16 protein-coding genes are annotated in these 18,489 nt (G+C 33.0%); 11 read left to right on the top strand and 5 right to left on the bottom strand.

Annotated elements, in window-relative coordinates; translation table 11 throughout:
* Positions 1-597: 597 nt before the first annotated feature.
* The 8 genes from hadA (at position 598) to KGF39_RS14395 (ending at position 10,175) form a co-directional block, all read left to right on the top strand.
* On the top strand, positions 598-1,797 hold the full coding sequence (gene hadA, locus KGF39_RS14430) for an isocaprenoyl-CoA:2-hydroxyisocaproate CoA-transferase HadA (protein ID WP_227822833.1): 1,200 nt from the start codon (positions 598-600) through the stop codon (positions 1,795-1,797).
* Positions 1,798-1,835: 38 nt separating this feature from the next.
* Positions 1,836-2,636, top strand: coding sequence for a 2-hydroxyisocaproyl-CoA dehydratase activator HadI (gene hadI, locus KGF39_RS14425; protein WP_054272369.1), 801 nt, complete (start codon positions 1,836-1,838; stop codon positions 2,634-2,636).
* 14 nt (positions 2,637-2,650) lie between these two features.
* Positions 2,651-3,877 carry a (R)-2-hydroxyisocaproyl-CoA dehydratase subunit HadB gene (hadB, locus tag KGF39_RS14420; RefSeq protein WP_227452795.1) on the top strand — a complete coding sequence of 409 codons (1,227 nt, stop codon included), beginning with the start codon at positions 2,651-2,653 and terminating at the stop codon, positions 3,875-3,877.
* Entirely contained in the window at positions 3,877-5,004 is a 1,128-nt protein-coding gene (hadC, locus tag KGF39_RS14415; RefSeq protein WP_227822832.1) for a (R)-2-hydroxyisocaproyl-CoA dehydratase subunit beta, read from the top strand. The genes hadB and hadC overlap by 1 nt, the downstream gene beginning before the upstream one ends.
* Before the next feature lie 47 nt (positions 5,005-5,051).
* Positions 5,052-6,185 carry a putative isocaproyl-CoA dehydrogenase AcdB gene (acdB, locus tag KGF39_RS14410; protein WP_054272372.1) on the top strand — a complete coding sequence of 378 codons (1,134 nt, stop codon included), beginning with the start codon at positions 5,052-5,054 and terminating at the stop codon, positions 6,183-6,185.
* Between the two features lie 32 nt (positions 6,186-6,217).
* Positions 6,218-7,003: an electron transfer flavoprotein subunit beta gene (gene etfB / locus KGF39_RS14405; protein ID WP_054272373.1), complete on the top strand. Its 786-nt coding sequence runs from the start codon at positions 6,218-6,220 to the stop codon at positions 7,001-7,003.
* Between the two features lie 18 nt (positions 7,004-7,021).
* Positions 7,022-8,059 (top strand): electron transfer flavoprotein subunit alpha/FixB family protein, encoded by a 1,038-nt coding sequence (locus KGF39_RS14400; protein WP_227822831.1) that lies wholly within the window; start codon positions 7,022-7,024, stop codon positions 8,057-8,059.
* 484 nt (positions 8,060-8,543) lie between these two features.
* Positions 8,544-10,175, top strand: a complete 1,632-nt coding sequence (locus KGF39_RS14395; protein WP_227822830.1) for a sigma 54-interacting transcriptional regulator — start codon at positions 8,544-8,546, stop codon at positions 10,173-10,175.
* A 309-nt stretch (positions 10,176-10,484) separates the two neighbouring features.
* Here the strand turns inward: KGF39_RS14395 and fba are convergent, their stop codons facing one another.
* Positions 10,485-11,411 carry a class II fructose-1,6-bisphosphate aldolase gene (gene fba / locus KGF39_RS14390; protein WP_227822829.1) on the bottom strand — a complete coding sequence of 309 codons (927 nt, stop codon included), beginning with the start codon at positions 11,409-11,411 and terminating at the stop codon, positions 10,485-10,487.
* A 329-nt stretch (positions 11,412-11,740) separates the two neighbouring features.
* Between fba and KGF39_RS14385 the strand changes: the two genes are divergently transcribed.
* From KGF39_RS14385 to rlmD, 3 genes are read left to right on the top strand one after another with little or no spacing between them, the layout of a single operon-like run.
* Positions 11,741-12,070, top strand: coding sequence for a DUF1904 domain-containing protein (locus KGF39_RS14385; RefSeq protein WP_227822828.1), 330 nt, complete (start codon positions 11,741-11,743; stop codon positions 12,068-12,070).
* Entirely contained in the window at positions 12,070-12,792 is a 723-nt protein-coding gene (locus KGF39_RS14380; protein ID WP_227822827.1) for a pseudouridine synthase, read from the top strand. Before KGF39_RS14385 ends, KGF39_RS14380 begins: the two co-directional genes overlap by 1 nt.
* Before the next feature lie 26 nt (positions 12,793-12,818).
* Entirely contained in the window at positions 12,819-14,186 is a 1,368-nt protein-coding gene (gene rlmD / locus KGF39_RS14375; RefSeq protein WP_227822826.1) for a 23S rRNA (uracil(1939)-C(5))-methyltransferase RlmD, read from the top strand.
* Here rlmD and KGF39_RS14370 read toward each other — a convergent pair.
* The 4 genes from KGF39_RS14370 to KGF39_RS14355 all read right to left on the bottom strand — a co-directional run bounded on the left by KGF39_RS14370 (position 14,096) and on the right by KGF39_RS14355 (position 18,135).
* Positions 14,096-15,793: a recombinase family protein gene (locus tag KGF39_RS14370; RefSeq protein ID WP_227822825.1), complete on the bottom strand. Its 1,698-nt coding sequence runs from the start codon at positions 15,791-15,793 to the stop codon at positions 14,096-14,098. The two genes, rlmD and KGF39_RS14370, sit on opposite strands and share 91 nt — an antisense overlap.
* Before the next feature lie 48 nt (positions 15,794-15,841).
* A complete protein-coding gene (locus KGF39_RS14365; RefSeq protein WP_227822824.1) occupies positions 15,842-16,003 on the bottom strand; it encodes a hypothetical protein in 162 nt (53 codons plus the stop codon).
* A gap of 573 nt (positions 16,004-16,576) precedes the next feature.
* Positions 16,577-16,999, bottom strand: a complete 423-nt coding sequence (locus KGF39_RS14360) for a sigma-70 family RNA polymerase sigma factor (protein WP_227822823.1) — start codon at positions 16,997-16,999, stop codon at positions 16,577-16,579.
* A 449-nt stretch (positions 17,000-17,448) separates the two neighbouring features.
* On the bottom strand, positions 17,449-18,135 hold the full coding sequence (locus tag KGF39_RS14355; RefSeq protein ID WP_227822822.1) for a helix-turn-helix domain-containing protein: 687 nt from the start codon (positions 18,133-18,135) through the stop codon (positions 17,449-17,451).
* Between the last annotated feature and the right edge of the window lie 354 nt (positions 18,136-18,489).

Raw genomic sequence — 18,489 nt, 5'->3', positions numbered from 1 at the left:
TTTATACAAAATTTTTAAAGTTAAAAATTTAGTTTTGAAATTGTTTTCCCTGTTTTATTTTGATATTTAGTTATTTTTTATTTAATGTAATAATTGCTTGAAAAATTTATCAAAGAAATTGTTATTTTTTAGATTAATTATTATTAAAAAATTATCTAAGTTTGAAATTAGTTAACTAACTTGCTGATTAATTACAATGATAACATGTGTTTTTGAGTTTAGCAATGAAAACTTTTTTTGAAATGTCAAGCTTTTTCATAAAAAAAAATATAAAAAAAACTTTTAGAAGCGTAGAAAAAATAGCAAGATGCAATGGGTAGTTGCAAGATGCCACGATATGAGATGAATTATTCAATTGTATATTGTTAAAAAACATTCAAATCAAGCGATATTTTGCTCAAATATAAAGTTGGCACGATAAATGCTTAACAATATAGGTGTAAGACAATAAAACAATAAAAAATAATTTTAATAATTTCTAAGTTATTTTAGATAAGATTAGGAACTTTGACATCAGATAGTTAATGTCAGAAGAAAGTATTTTATGAGTGATTTAATCGAAATTTTATAATTGATACTATTAAGGAGGAAAACGTTATGCTTTTAGAAGGAGTTAAAGTAGTAGAACTTTCAAGTTTCATCGCAGCACCATGTTGTGCAAAAATGTTAGGTGACTGGGGTGCAGAGGTTATTAAGATTGAACCTATAGAAGGTGATGGAATAAGAGTTATGGGTGGAACATTTAAATCTCCAGCATCAGATGATGAAAACCCTATGTTTGAATTAGAAAATGGAAATAAAAAGGGTGTAAGTATTAATGTAAAATCAAAAGAAGGAGTAGAAATATTACATAAATTATTATCAGAAGCAGACATATTTGTAACTAATGTTAGAGTTCAAGCATTAGAAAAAATGGGAATAGCTTATGACCAAATAAAAGATAAATATCCAGGATTAATATTCTCTCAAATATTAGGATATGGTGAAAAAGGACCTTTAAAAGATAAACCAGGATTTGACTACACTGCATACTTTGCAAGAGGAGGGGTTAGCCAATCTGTTATGGAAAAAGGAACATCTCCAGCAAATACAGCAGCAGGATTTGGTGACCACTATGCAGGTCTAGCATTAGCAGCAGGAAGTTTAGCAGCATTACATAAAAAAGGTCAAACTGGTAAAGGTGAGAGAGTAACAGTAAGTCTTTTCCATACAGCTATATATGGAATGGGAACAATGATAACAACAGCACAATACGGAAATGAAATGCCTTTATCAAGAGAAAATCCAAACAGCCCACTAATGACTACATATAAATGTAAAGATGGAAGATGGATTCAATTAGCTTTAATACAATACAACAAGTGGTTAGGTAAATTCTGTAAGGTTATAAATAGAGAACATATATTAGAAGATGATAGATACAATAACATAGATTCAATGGTTAATCATGTTGAAGATTTAGTTAAGATAGTTGGAGAAGCTATGTTAGAAAAAACATTAGACGAGTGGTCAGCTCTATTAGAAGAAGCAGACTTACCATTTGAAAAAATCCAAAGCTGTGAAGATTTATTAGATGACGAACAAGCTTGGGCAAATGACTTCTTATTTAAGAAAACATATGATAGCGGAAATACAGGTGTCTTAGTTAATACTCCAGTTATGTTTAGAAATGAAGGAATTAAAGATTATACACCAGCACCAAAAGTAGGTCAACATACTGTAGAAGTATTAAAATCTTTAGGCTATGATGAAGAAAAAATAAATAACTTCAAAGATAGTAAAGTTGTAAGATATTAATTAGTAATTCTAGATTTTTTAAAAGGAGAATGCTAAAGATGTACACAATGGGATTAGATATAGGTTCAACTGCATCAAAGGGAGTAATCTTAAAGGATGGAGAAGATATTGTAGCTTATGAAACAATATCTTCTGGTACTGGAACTACTGGACCATCAAGAGTTTTAGAAAAATTATATGGCAAGACAGGTCTTGCAAGAGAAGATATTGAAAAAGTTGTAGTTACAGGATATGGAAGAATGAATTATTCAGATGCTGATAAGCAAATAAGTGAATTAAGCTGTCATGCTAGGGGAGTAAATTTCATAATTCCAGAGACAAGAACCATTATTGACATAGGTGGTCAAGATGCAAAGGTATTAAAGTTAGATAATAATGGAAGACTACTAAACTTTCTTATGAATGACAAATGTGCTGCAGGTACAGGAAGATTTTTAGATGTAATGGCAAAAATAATAGAGGTTGATGTATCTGAACTCGGAAGTATATCTATGAATTCTCAAAATGAAGTATCAATAAGCAGTACATGTACAGTATTTGCAGAGTCTGAGGTTATATCACATTTATCTGAAAATGCAAAAATTGAAGATATAGTAGCAGGTATTCATACTTCAGTAGCAAAGAGAGTTTCTAGCCTAGTAAAAAGAATAGGAGTACAAAGAAATGTAGTTATGGTTGGTGGAGTTGCTAGAAATAGTGGTATCGTAAGAGCCATGGCAAGAGAAATCAACACAGAAATTATTGTACCTGATATACCTCAATTAACTGGTGCTTTAGGAGCAGCGTTATATGCTTTTGATGAAGCAAAAGAATCACAAAAAGAAGTGAAAAATATATAAAAAGAGGGATGAAAATGTCTGAAAAAAAAGAAGCTAGAGTAGTAATAAATGATTTATTAGCTGAACAATATGCAAATGCATTTAAAGCTAAAGAAGAAGGAAGACCTGTAGGTTGGTCAACATCAGTATTTCCTCAAGAATTAGCAGAAGTATTTGACTTAAACGTATTATATCCAGAAAATCAAGCAGCTGGGGTAGCAGCTAAAAAAGGTTCTTTAGAATTATGTGAAATGGCTGAATCTAAAGGATATTCTATCGACCTATGTGCATATGCAAGAACAAATTTTGGTCTTTTAGAAAATGGGGGCTGTGAAGCTTTAGATATGCCAGCTCCAGATTTCCTACTTTGCTGTAACAATATATGTAACCAAGTTATAAAATGGTATGAAAATATATCAAGAGAATTAGATATACCTCTAATAATGATTGATACAACTTTCAATAATGAAGATGAAGTTACTCAATCAAGAATTGACTATATAAAAGCTCAATTTGAAGAAGCTATAAAACAATTAGAAGTTATATCAGGGAAGAAATTTGACCCTAAGAAATTTGAAGAAGTAATGAAAATATCAGCTGAAAACGGAAGATTATGGAAATATTCTATGAGTTTACCAGCAGATTCTTCTCCTTCTCCAATGAATGGATTTGACTTATTTACTTACATGGCTGTAATAGTTTGTGCTAGAGGTAAAAAAGAAACTACAGAAGCATTTAAGTTACTTATAGAAGAATTAGAGGACAACATGAAGACTGGTAAATCTTCTTTCAGAGGAGAAGAGAAATACAGAATAATGATGGAAGGTATACCTTGTTGGCCATATATAGGATATAAAATGAAAACATTAGCTAAATTTGGAGTTAATATGACAGGTAGTGTTTATCCACATGCTTGGGCATTACAATATGAAGTTAATGATTTAGATGGAATGGCAGTAGCATACAGTACTATGTTTAACAACGTAAACTTAGACCGTATGACAAAATATAGAGTTGATTCTTTAGTAGAGGGTAAATGTGATGGAGCATTCTATCATATGAACAGAAGCTGTAAGCTGATGAGTTTAATACAATATGAAATGCAAAGAAGAGCAGCTGAAGAAACTGGATTACCATATGCTGGATTTGATGGTGACCAAGCAGACCCTAGAGCTTTTACTAATGCTCAATTTGAAACAAGAATTCAAGGTTTAGTTGAAGTAATGGAAGAAAGAAAAAAACTTAATAGAGGTGAGATATAATGGAAGCTATTTTATCTAAAATGAAAGAAGTAGTTGAAAATCCAAATGTGGCTGTAAAAAAATATAAAAGTGAAACTGGTAAAAAAGCTATAGGTTGTTTCCCAGTTTATTGCCCAGAAGAGATTATACATGCAGCTGGAATGCTTCCAGTTGGTATATGGGGAGGACAAACAGAATTAGATTTAGCTAAACAATATTTCCCTGCATTTGCATGTTCAATAATGCAATCATGTTTAGAATATGGATTAAAAGGTGCTTATGATGAATTATCTGGAGTTATTATACCAGGTATGTGTGACACATTAATTTGTCTAGGACAAAACTGGAAATCAGCAGTACCTCATATAAAATATATATCATTAGTACATCCACAAAATAGAAAACTTGAAGCTGGTGTAAAATACTTAATCAGTGAGTATAAAGGTGTAAAAAGAGAACTTGAAGAAATATGTGGTTATGAAATAGAAGAAGCAAAAATTCATGAAAGTATAGAAATTTACAATGAACATAGAAAAACTATGAGAGACTTTGTTGAAGTAGCTTATAAACATTCTAATACTATAAAACCATCAATAAGAAGTTTAGTAATTAAAAGTGGATTCTTCATGAGAAAAGAAGAACACACTAAATTAGTAAAAGATTTAATAGCAAAATTAAATGCTATGCCAGAAGAAGTCTGTTCTGGAAAGAAAGTTTTATTAACAGGTATAGTAGCTGATTCTAAAGATATATTAGATATTTTAGAAGACAACAATATATCAGTTGTAGCTGATGATTTAGCTCAAGAAACAAGACAATTCAGAACAGATGTACCAGCAGGTGATGATGCGTTAGAGAGATTAGCAAGACAATGGTCAAACATAGAAGGATGTTCATTAGCTTATGACCCTAAGAAAAAACGTGGGTCACTTATAGTAGATGAAGTTAAAAAGAAAGATATAGATGGTGTTATCTTCTGTATGATGAAATTCTGTGACCCAGAAGAATACGATTATCCTTTAGTTAGAAAAGATATAGAAGATAGTGGAATACCTACTTTATATGTTGAAATTGACCAACAAACTCAGAATAATGAACAAGCCAGAACTCGTATTCAAACTTTTGCTGAGATGATGAGTTTAGCGTAAGTTCATTAAAATAAATTTACTATAAAATATGAAAATTGGAGGAAGCTATGTTATATAACAAAGAACAAGAACTTTTAAGAAAAGCAGTAAGAGATTTTGTTAGTAAAGAATTAGATACTTTACCAGCAGAAATGGATAAAACAGGTGTAATGCCTAAGGAGTTAATCAAAAAATTAGCTGAAACAAAATTTATAAGCAGTAATATCCCAGAAGAGTACGGTGGTGGGGGAGCAGGATATGTTTCTTACGCTATAGTAATGGAAGAAATAGCTAGAAGATGTGCTTCAACAGCTACTTTTGTTACAGCTGGTTCTTCTCTTGCTTCATTACCAATACTTTATAATGGTACTGAAGAGCAAAAACAAAAATACTTAAAAGGTATAGCAACAGGTGAATTAATAGGAGCATTTGGTTTAACTGAGCCAGGAGCTGGTTCTGATGCAGGTGGACAACAAACAACAGCAGAATTAGTTGGAGACCATTACATATTAAATGGTAGAAAAACTTTCATAACTAATGGACCATTCTGTGATGTAGCTATAGTAATAGCAGTTACAGATAGAAGTAAAGGTCTTAGAGGTACATCAGCATTTATAGTAGAAAGTAAATGGGATGGTTTCTCAACAGGAGCTCATGAAGATAAGATGGGTATAAGAGGGACTGAAACTTCTGACTTAATATTTGAAAACGTTAAAGTTCCAAAAGAAAACTTACTTGGAAAAGAAGGTCAAGGATTTAAGATAGCAATGGGTACTCTAGAAGTAGGGAGAATAGGTGTTGCTGCCTTAGCTCTAGGAATAGCTCAAGGTGCTTTAGATGAAGCTGTTAAATATACAAAACAAAGAGTTCAGTTTGGTAAGCCTATAGCTAAATTCCAAAATACTCAATTTACTATAGCTGACATGGAAACAAAAGTTTGTGCAGCTAGAGGATTAGTTTATGATGCAGCACAAAAGAGAGATGCAGGAATGAGAGTTGCTCAAGAATCTGCTATGGCTAAATACTATGCATCAGAAATTGCAAATGAAGTTGCTTATAAAGCATTACAACTTCATGGAGGATATGGATTCATAAAAGATTATGAAATCGAAAGAATGTACAGAGATGCTAGAATCGTATCAATATATGAAGGAACATCAGAAGTTCAAAAAATGGTAATTTCATCAAACGTATTAAAATAATAAATAATCTAATGAAATTGGAGGTATAGACTTTGAAAATATTAGTTTGCGTAAAACAAGTTCCAGATACTAACGAAGTAAGAATAAATAAAGAAACAGGTACTCTTATAAGAGATGGAGTTCCAAGTATATTAAATCCAGATGATGCAAATGCATTAGAAGAAGCTTTAAAAATTAAAGATGAGCATGATGATGTAACTATAACAGTTATAACAATGGGACCTCCTCAAGCAGACTTTATGCTAAGAGAGTGTTTAGCTATGGGGGCTGATGATGCAATATTATTAAGCGATAGAGCATTTGGAGGAGCTGATACTTGGGCTACATCAAATACTATTGCAGCAGGAATATCTAAAGTAGGCGACTATGACATAATATTTGCAGGAAGACAAGCAATAGATGGAGATACTGCACAAGTTGGACCACAAATTGCAGAGAAGTTAGACATTCCTCAAGTTACATATGTACAAGACTTTAAAATAGAAGGAAAAGACATAATAGTTCAAAGACAATTAGAAGATGGATATGAATTAATAAAAGTAAGTACACCTGTACTTTTAACAGCAGTAAAAGAATTAAATTCACCTAGATACATGTCTGTTGATAAAATAGTAAAAGCATATAAACATGATGTAAAAGTTTGGACAATTGATGATTTAGATGTAAATAAAGAAGAAGTTGGTTTAAAAGCATCACCAACTAAAGTATTTAGATCATTTACTCCTGAGCCAAGAGGAAAAGGAGAAATCTTAGAAGGTAAAGCTGACGAAATAGCTAACAAAATAATAATCGGTCTAAAACAAAAGCACATTATATAAGTTGGAGGAGTACAAACTATGAATGATATAAAAGATTTAAGTTCTTATAAAAACGTATGGATATTTGCAGAACAAAGAGAAGGAAAAATAGCTCCAGTAGTTATCGAATTATTAGGAGAAGGAAGAAAATTAGCTAAAGAAGTAGATGCAGAGCTTTGTGCAATATTACTAGGAAAAGATGTTGATGGATTAGCTAAAGAATTAATTACTTTTGGAGCTGACAAAGTTTATGTTGCAGATGATGCTCTTTTAGAAAAATATACAACTGATGCATATACAAAAGTAATAAAAGATGCAATAGATGAAATAAAACCAGAAATAATGCTTTTCGGAGCAACTCATATAGGTAGAGATTTAGCACCTAGAATAGCTTCAAGAGTTGGAACTGGATTAACAGCTGACTGTACTAAGTTAGAAATAGACCCAGAAGATAAGAAAATAAAACAAACTCGTCCAGCTTTTGGTGGAAACATAATGGCTACAATCATTTGTCCAAACCATAGACCTCAAATGTCTACAGTTAGACCTGGTGTTATGGATAAAGCTGAAAAAGACGAAACAAGAACTGGTGAAGTTATAGCATTAGACTACAAAATAGCTCAAGATGATATAAGAACTACTGTTTTAGAAACAGTTAAAACTAAAAAAGATTTAGTATCTCTTACAGATGCAAATGTTATAGTATCAGGTGGTCTAGGATTAGGTGGACCAGAAGGATTTGAAATGCTTAAGAAATTAGCTGACAAATTAGGTGGAGTAGTTGGTTCTTCTCGTGCTGCTGTAGATGCTGGATGGATAGACCATTCTCACCAAGTAGGTCAAACAGGAACTACTGTTAAACCAAACCTATACATAGCTTGTGGTATATCAGGAGCAATACAACATTTAGCAGGTATGCAGTCATCAGATTTCATAATTGCTATAAACAAAAATCCAGCAGCTCCAATTTTAGAAATCGCTGATTATGGAGTAGTTGGAGATTTACATGAAATAGTACCAATGCTTATAGATAAATTAGATAGTGTTGATGATTTATTAGAAGCTATAAAAGCTTAATAGACACAAAATATATAAATATTACTGATTGAATAAGCCTTATTAGTTAGTAACACAATGATTAACCCTTTGATAAGTTATTGCTAACGTGTATTTGTCAGTTATTAAAAAGTCTGTTTGAATAAAATTTTATAATACAAGATAATCTGGATAATCCTTATATGTATATTGCTTACAAATTGTGAGTTATATTCTGTAAGGATTATCTTTGTTTTTTTAAAAATAAATCTTAAATTTCATTAAATTGTATTAAACAGACAAATAATTACTAAATATGTGATAGAATACAATTAAAAGCAAAATGAAATTTTTAACAAACTATAATCATTAAAATTATATCTTAGTTACGTTTTAATGAAAGAAACTACTTAAAAAGACAAATATTATAAGGAGTTGATTATATGTGCTGATGGTATTTATTGTAAGCAAACAATAAATTTTGTATGTAGTTCAATAAATTACTTAATGAAAGGTGCGAATATTAATGGATAATAATTTAATAGGGCTTGTAGAACATGTAGAAAATCCAGCCATTTTATGTAAAGAATCAGGCGAAATAATATACTGCAATCATCTAATAGATAGTATTTTTAGTTTTCTAGATATAAAAAAGCCTAAAAACATAAATGAATTAGATTCAAATTTTGACAAAACAGAAATACTGACAGAGAGTAAAAAGAAAATAGCTTTCAGAGAGTTGAGGATGACTGCACATATATATAATATTAAAGATAACAATGATGAAAATAATATAGTTTATTTATTTGAGAAGTCTCTAATATCTGATAAAGTAATTGAGGATATAATAGAGCATATAGATGAAGTTGTTGTTGTATTTAACAAAGATGGGGTAATTGAAAAGATGAATACTGTTAGTGATGAGATATTACCCTTTAAAAGAACTGAAGTACTTGGTAGAAATATAACGGACCTTGTAAGACAAGGATTAGTAGAAGAACCAATAATATTAAACATGCTTAAAGTTAAGAAAAAGATTTATAGAAATATCGTTTACCCAGATGGAAAGCTTATTGCATATACAGCAGTTCCAAGATGGGATGCCAAAGGAAAGCTTACAGGGGGAGTACTTACAGGAAGAGATATTTCAAGGGTTATCAAGCTTGAATCTCAGATAAGATATAGTGATATATCAGAGGATACAGAGTATATAAGTCAAAGTAAGATTATGGATAATATAAAAAAAGTTGTTAAGAGAGCTGCAGCATCAGATTCTTCTATATTTATAAATGGAGAATCAGGTGTAGGAAAAGAAATAATAGCAAGAACAATATATAAGTATAGTTCAAGAAGGGAAAAACCTTTTATTGCAATAAACTGTGGAGCTATACCAAATGAATTATTAGAGTCTGAGTTTTTTGGATATGAAGAAGGTTCTTTTACTGGTGCTAAGAAAAAAGGTAAAAAAGGGCTTTTTGAAGAGGCAAATGGTGGAACTATTTTCTTGGATGAAATAGGTGAGTTACCAATGCAGATGCAAAAAAAATTACTTAGAGTTATACAAGAAAATACTATTACTAGAATAGGTGGAAGTAAACCTATAAAGATAGATGTTAGATATATAAGTGCTACTAATATTTCTCATGAAGACCTTAGAAATAACCTTAAATTTAGACAAGATTTGTACTATAGATTGAGTGTTATTCCAGTAAAAATACCACCACTTAGAGAAAGAAAAGAAGATATAGTACCATTAGTAAATTATTTCTTAAAACTTTACAATGAAAAGTATAATAGAGAAGTAGAAGTTTCACCTAGAGTTATTGAATTATTGGAAGAATATTCTTGGCCAGGTAACATAAGAGAATTGAAAAATATAATTGAAAGATTCGTAGTATTATCAGCTAAAAACGTAATTGGAGAAGATGAATTTAATATGCTTATAAATCTGGATATGATTGATAATGAAACAGATGATTTATCACCAATAGTAGTAAATGGAATTATGAATCTCAATGATGCATATAAAATTGTAGACCAAATAATGATAAGTAAGGCTATAAATAAGTATGGTTCAATAACAAAGGCTGCTGAAGTTATAGGTATATATCCTTCTACTATTCATAGAAAGATAAAAAGTGGGCATATTCACGTTTAGTTGTCAATTTTAAAAGACAATATAATTAAAATTTTTAATATATTTTGTAGATTTCGAGTATATTGTAAATATATATGTTCTTTAATTTGTAGATTTCAGGCACATTGTAAATATATATGTTCTTTAAAATAATAATTGGATATAACACATCATAACTATTATAAACATACTATAAATATACATGTTTTTTAAAATTTAATTAGTATGTTATAAAGATACATAATTGATACAACTTAAAAGAGATGGCTTAAGAATAAATTTAATTATTTTAAGTCATCTCTTTTCTTTTATAAATATTTAAAAGTTATATTAGTTTATAGAGTTAGCAGAACCTAAAACATCATCTATCTTGCTTTCAACTACAGCTTGTATAGCATCTCTACCAGCACCAATGTATTTTCTTGGGTCGAATTCTTTTGGATTTTCAGCTAAGAATTTTCTGATAGCAGCAGTCATAGCTAGTCTTAAGTCAGTATCCATGTTTATTTTACAAACAGCCATAGAAGATGCTTTTCTTAACATGTCTACAGGTACACCTTTAGCACCAGCTATATTTCCACCAAATTCATTACATGTAGCAACAGCGCTTTGGTCAACAGCAGATGCACCATGAAGAACTATTGGGAAACCTGGTAATTTACTTTGGATTTCTTCTAGTATATCGAATCTCAATTTAGCTTCTCCTTTGAATTTGAAAGCACCATGAGAAGTTCCAATAGCTATTGCTAATGAATCAACACCTGTTCTTTCAACGAACTCAACTGCTTCAGTTGGTTGAGTATATTTGTGAACATCAGAAGTAACATCATCTTCTGTTCCAGCTAGAACACCAAGCTCTGCTTCAACAACAACACCTTTAGAGTGTGCATATTCAACAGCTTCTTTAGTTATTCTAACATTTTCTTCAAAGTCAAAATGAGAACCATCTATCATAACTGAAGAGAAACCAGCATCAATACAAGTTTTAATAGCATCCATATTTGGACCATGGTCTAAGTGAAGAGCTACGTCTACACCTATTTCATCAGAAGCAGCCTTAACCATTTCAACTAATGTATGAGGTCCAGCATATTTAACAGCTGACATAGAAGCTTGTATCATAACATAAGAATTTTTAGCTTTAGCAGCTTTTAAAACACCTTGTAATTGTTCTAAGTCACTTATGTTAAATGCACCTATAGCAAATCCACCTTCGTAAGCTTTTTTAAACATTTCTTTTGTAGTAATTAATGCCATTTTAAACTCCTCCTATTAACTTTTAAAATTTACCCATCACTTATATTATAACGTTAAATTAAAAAAAGTATATAGTAAATTGTAATAACTATAAATTACAAGTATAATGTTAAATAGAAGACAATAGGATTAGATAAAATAATAAAGAATATAAACAATTTAGGAAACTTAGCTATATAGTGCTAACTATAAGGGTAGGAACTACCTTATTAGCTTGGAGATACTGATAACAATAGTTATCTTGACTAAGAAGCTACCACTTCAAACGTTATCGAAGGTAATTAAGTGGATGATAATTCACTAAAAATTTAAAATAAAGGAGATAAAGTATGCCACAGATAAAAATAAGAGGAATTAATGAGAATAATATATGTAAAATAAGTGAAAAAATGATAGATGATTTAGTTGAAGCTGTAAAGTGTCCAAGAGACTACTTTGAGATAGAATGTATAAAGTCAGTTGCAATAAGAGATGGTAAAGTAGCAGATGTATATCCTTTTGTTGAAATAGCGTGGTTTGACAGAGGACAAGAAGTACAAGATACAGTAGCAAGAATAATAACTGATAGTATAAGAAATAATTTAGATGTAGAAAGTATGGATTTAGCATTTACAGTATTTGAAAAAGAAAAATATTATGAGAATGGAGAACATTTTTAATGGCTAAAAAGCAACGTATAGATAAAATTCTTTCAAATTTAGGATATGGAAGTAGGAGTGAAATAAAGAAATATTGTAAGCAGGGGTCTGTAGTAGTAAATGGAAGTGAAGTTTCAAATCCAGGAACTCAAGTAGACACTGAAAACGACGAGATATTGTTTAATGGAGAAGAAGTTATATATAGAGAATATATATATTTAATGATGAATAAACCAGATGGATATGTATCAGCAACTACAGATAAATACGACCTAACGGTCTTAGATTTAATTGATTTATCATACTTAGCTTTTGAGCCATTTCCTGTTGGAAGGTTAGATAAAGACACAGAGGGATTATTAGTTTTAACTAATGATGGAAAGCTTTCTCATAGAGTTTTATCTCCTAAGAAGCATGTGCCTAAGACTTATTATGCAAAAATTGATGGAGTAGTTACTGAAGAAGATGTAAAAGCTTTTTTAGAAGGTGTAGTGCTTGATGATGGATATAAAACTATGCCATCACAGCTAAATATATTAAAGAGCGATGATGAATCAGAGATAGAGCTTACAATACATGAAGGTAAGTTTCACCAAGTAAAAAGAATGTTTGAAAGTGTAGGCAAAAAAGTAGTATACTTAAAAAGATTGTCTATGGGTAATTTAAAATTGGATGAAAGTTTAGAGTTAGGTGAGTATAGAGAGTTAACAGATGAAGAAGTAAAATTGATTGAAGAAAGATAATAAAGATACTATAGTAAATTGGAGGAATGTCTGTGAAGAAAAAAGATATTATAGAATTTGAAGTAGATAAAATGGAATTTGGTGGTACATCTTTAAGCCAAGTTGGAGATAGAGTTATCCATATGAAGGGTGGAATAAGTGGGCAAAAAGTAAGAGCTGGTGTTAAAAAGGTTAGAAGTAAGAAAGCAGAAGTTAAGATGATAGAATTATTAGAGGACTCACCACTTGAAACTGAAATACCTTGCAAGCACTTTAGAGAGTGTGGAGGATGTACGCTATTGTCAGTACCATATGAAAAACAATTAGAAATAAAAGAAAAACAAGTTATGGACTTATTTTTAAAGCAAGACCTATTTGGATTTCAGTTTTTAGGGATAGAAGGAAGTCCAGAAAACAAATATTATAGAAATAAGATGGAATATACTTTTGGAGATGAAGTAAAAAATGGACCTTTGACATTAGGTCTTCATAAAAAAGGAAAGCATATAGATATACAAACTGTTGAGGAGTGTATGTTGGTTGATGAAGACTTCTCAAAGATATTAGTTTCTAGTGTAGAGTTTTTTAATGAAAAAAAGATTCCTTATTATAGAACAATGAATCATAAAGGATATTTGAGACATCTTGTGGTTAGAAAAGGGATTCATACTAATGAGATTATGGTTAATATAGTGACTTCTTCTCAAGAAGATTTTGATATGAATGAATTTAAAGATATGCTTTTAGGGATTGATTTAAAAGCTGAGTTGGTAGGGGTACTTCATACCATTAATGACGGTTTAGCAGATGCAGTCCAATGTGATGAGTTAAGAGTGTTGTATGGAAGAGATTATATACAAGAGGAGATTTTAGGGCTTAAGTTTAAGATTTCGCCATTCTCGTTTTTCCAAACCAATACTAAGGGAGCTGAGGTTCTTTATAGTATTGCTAGGGATTTTATTGGAGATTACAATGATAAGGTTGTATTTGACTTGTATAGTGGTACTGGGTCTATTGGACAGGTTATGGCTGGTGCTGCTAAGAAGGTGTATGGTATTGAGATAGTTGAGGAAGCTGTTGTTGCTGCTAATGAGAATGCTAAGTTGAATGGGCTTACTAATTGTGAGTTTATTGCTGGGGATGTGGCTAAGGTTGTTAAGGATTTGAAGGACAAGCCTGATTTGATTATTGTTGATCCTCCTAGACCAGGTATTCATAAGGATGCTATTAGGGATATTTGTGGATTTGGTGCTAAGGAGATTGTTTATATTTCTTGTAATCCTAAGTCTTTGGTTGTTGATTTGGTTGATTTTAAGGGCTATGGTTATGAGATTAAGATGGTTAAGTGTATGGATATGTTCCCAAATACACCACATTGTGAGACGTGCGTACTTTTGTCCCACAAAAATTCGTAAACATCTCCACCGTCCTTATACACCGGAAAATTAAATAAAATGGACTTCAGAGGCAGCTCTGATTCATCACATGGGAAAATCTCTATTTCTTTGATTAGCGAAGAAATTAGGGATTTTTTCTCTTCATCGCTGATTTTGTCATATACCTTATCAAAGTTTGCCAACAGGGTATAGATGTTCTCTAAAGTAATAGCGTCCTGCTCCACAGCCTTGCGACGTAGCTTAACGTCCTCGATTTTTTCTTCAAGCTCTACGATGATGTCATATAGACCATCAAGCCGGAGTGTCATATCATGGAGCTTGCGTTCTCTGAAACGGGTATCCTCCGGCAAGCTGTCAATTTCATTTTCAAGGCGGGTTTTATTCAAATCCACTTCCCTAAGTTTACCCTCGTAATTTTTTAGTTCTCTGTCGAGAGTAGAGGTGTCAATCTGTTTGCCTATTTTTGATTTTATTTCAGTTGCAAAATCCTCATTCTTAATCAGCTCCCTGATTGCTTCAATGACAAGTGGCTCAATGTCGGTTTTTTTAAGCATTGCTTTATAGTCACAGCTTTTTCCTCTGGCGGTGCGAGCCTTGCTGCACACATAATAGTAAATCTCTTTATATGTACCGTCCTTGTTTGTCCAAGCGTGTTTATTGGTATACATCGGTCCGCCGCATTTAGGGCATTTTAAGATACCGCTTAACAAGTGTGCCCTGTCCCGACCAATTTTAGAGGGAGATTTCACACCTGTTATTTCTCGTTTTTCATGTGCCTGTGTCCACAGCTCCTCGCTGATAATGCCATCGTGCTGACCGTCAGCAAGGATATAATCATCTTGGTGTACTTGGCGGTATTCATTCTTAGTGCCTTTGACCTTTTCTCTTGTGCGTCTGCCAAAAGCAATTTTTCCCATGTACACAGGGTTGTCAATTATCATTCTGACAAAATGGGTACTCCATTGGGTTAGTGTCCCGTTATCTCGTTTAACCTTTTGAATACCTTGTAAATTAAGATAGTTGGCGATTTTATAAAATCCCATATTCCCATTCACATATTTATCAAAGATAATGCGTACCGCTTCAGCTTCATCTTCTTGGATAAAAAGCTGCTTATCTTTGAGATAGTAGCCATAGGGAGCAAAGCCACCATTCCAACCGCCTTGACGAGCTTTTTCTTTTCGCCCGTTCATAGTCTGCTCAATGATGTTTTCACGCTCTATTTCAGCAACAGCAGACAGCACAGAGATTAAAAGCTTTCCACTTGTCTGTGATGAGTCAATTCCTTCTTCAATGCAAATCAAATTCACACCAAAGGATTGGATATGCTCCAAAGAATTAAGAATATCGGCTGCATTTCGCCCAAAGCGGGAGAGCTTATAAACTAAGACATAATCAATGCTCAATCCATTTTCAATATCATTAAGCATCTGTTTAAAGGCAGGTCTGCCCTCAATGGACTTGCCGGACTTGCCTGCATCTTCATAGATATTTACGATTTCCATTTCTTCTCTATCCGCAAATCGTTTTAAGCTATTTTTTTGTCCGTCCAAGCTGAAGCCATCAACCTGCATTTCGGTACTTACCCGAGGGTAAAGTACACATCTTTTTCCACTCCTGTTCATAGTCATACCTCCAATAAATTATTGGAAAATATCAAGTAGATGTATTTCCTACTTAGTACCACTTATTTCATTCAAAACTTCTGCACCATGTTTTTCTATAATCTGAGAAAGCACATTTATGAAATCCTGATATGCTTTTGTTTTCTCAAATGTATGATTGGGGGCAGGAGCTTTCATAGCATCTTTGGGCATATTTTTGACATTTTCCATTCGCAATCACCTCCAAGTGCATTGCTTACATAGAGTATAAGCAATTTTTCTATTTATGAAAAGTTTGTCACCATATTAGAAATAGCATAAATAAACGCACCGCAAATTTACATGAAATAAAAGTGCGGTGCGATAAAATCACCTGTTTGCCGTATTTGCCACGCACCCCGACAAAGGGGATATTTTGAGTTGCTGTTGGCACAGCTATCATAGCCCCATAGTACCGTAGCTTGTCCTTTCAAAAGCCACGCATACCGCAGGAACTCCCCCTGTTTCTATCGTATCGGGGGCTAAACGTATCGAAGTATCACTATCCCTTATGTGGGTCATTGCGGACGAGTGTGCCACACTCGGTCTAACAGTCCATTTGTCGCTCGGGCGGTATTCTATTCACCTCCCCATACCGCTGTCATGGCGATGTCTGTTAAGTCGCTTTGTCTTTCGGCTCACATAAGTAATGTACTCAAAATATCGTATATTCGGTTGTCAAAGAGCGAAATATAACCTTTGCTATATGAGAGAAAAGACTTCCTCTCATATACCTTTAGAAAAGGAGCTTATTTGTTGCTCCTGTTACAAAACATTTTTCAAATACTTTTCAAGATGTGATAGCCCACGGTTAATTGAGCGAGTTACTTGGCTTTTATTCACTCCCTCAGCTTTAGCGATAGCCGTTATACTCATGCCCAAGAAGAAATGAGCATAGATGCGTTTTGCTTGCTTATCAGGCAAGGTGGCTATGGCAGCGTGGAGCTGTTCCCTCGTGAGTTTACGCTCGTAAATCTCATCGGGCGAGAGGGATACAAACAGAGCACTGTGTTCAATCCCATCGCCACGGTCAAGGGAGTAGTACGCTTTGTGATAATACACCTTGCTTTGATAGGCTTGCTCCGCTTTGCGGTGTTCCTCAAAAATGTCAAATACTTCATCGGGAATATCAATATATGTGTCCTCGGTCACATGGGCATAGTAATCTTTCAAGTTTATTGTTTTCATGGTTGTACCATCCTTTCAAATTTTGGTTAAGAGCTGAATTTGAAAGGACGGTGGGAGGTGAACGACACCGAGGGTCTATATACGCAAAAATGCCCGACTGAAATTCATCAAATTTCAATCGGGCATAGGCGTGTTTATTTCCTGCTATGTAGTTTTTAATTTCGTGTAACTGTCCGGAATCACCCCACGATAAAGTTGGGATTTTTTTGATAAATCACCAATCGATTGAACAAAAAGAAACACGGCGATACCTCCTTAGATACCGCCGTATCCTTAAAAAAGGGTAACTTTAATACACCCACCAAGTTTACTTTCTAAAAAGAAAACAGCGGCTTTGATTGTGATTTCAAAACCGCCGTTAGGTTACTGTATTTTGTTTAGTGGCATAGCTATTCTGCCGCTACAACAACGGTTTTTTTTATTTACCGTTGTGCGGCACATGGCTCGAATTAACTTTCCACGATCCCTACAATATCCTTTTTATTGAGAATAACAACTGAGTTATTGTCCTTGATTTGTATACTGTCAGCACTGATGGATGTTACCATAACTTTTTGATACCCATCTGTAGAAAGTATAAATGTTGCAAGGTTCGGCGAGTGCATCTGTACGGTGCAAATCCTGTCAAGCAGGGGCTTGAACGGATCGCAAATAGATGGCATGGTGTCGGGAAGTACCGGAAGCAAATTTTGCTTTTTTATTCCCAATTCAAGTTTGGTAACAGTATCAATATGTTGTTTTAATACTATCCCATATTTTAGGCTTTTGCTTCTATCCGTTTGATAAAAATAAATGTATTGATTGTCCTGCCCGATAATAGCAGCCATATAATAACCGCTGTCCCAGTTCTTTAGATCGATATTGCACCACGCTCCAATAAAACGGCTGTAATCAATGCTCTGAAGCACCGACGCTTTATATTGCGGGATTTGAGCAGCTTCACTATCTCTCAATAGATAATCCAACGAGCACTTAAACATCTCGCTCATCTTTAACAGTTTATCCGTCTCAGGATATGCTACATCGCTTTCCCACTTGCTAATAGCCTGCCTTGATACCCCAAACATAGATGCCAACTGTTCTTGAGTGATATTGTTCTCCTTGCGAAGTTTTGATATTTTTTCTCCTAATGTCATAATGCGACCTCCTGTTGAATTAAACTGTAATGTGATTGTACTCGTATTCTGCGGAAATGCCCACCATCTTTCTGTTTCTAAATGTAAAGTTCAAGTTGCGTCTACGATTATAGGCGCATTTTTTCACCTTTATGTCGTCGTTACTTGTAAGCTACTTAATAATTATAACTTTGTCTCAAAACGATGGCAACGATGTTTCCGCTTTGGGAAACGTTTCCCTGAAATAATATATTAATGAAATTAAATACTACTAAACATAAAATTCTATTTCGTTCTCATATCGCCACCTGAAATGTACAATGATGTGGGGTGATATAAAAATGAACTGAGACCTTTATATCGGACAGTTAAAAA

The organism is Clostridioides sp. ZZV14-6345 (assembly GCF_020657775.1).
Lineage (GTDB): Bacteria > Bacillota > Clostridia > Peptostreptococcales > Peptostreptococcaceae > Clostridioides > Clostridioides difficile_D.
This window is presented reverse-complemented; position numbering and strand designations above follow the sequence as displayed.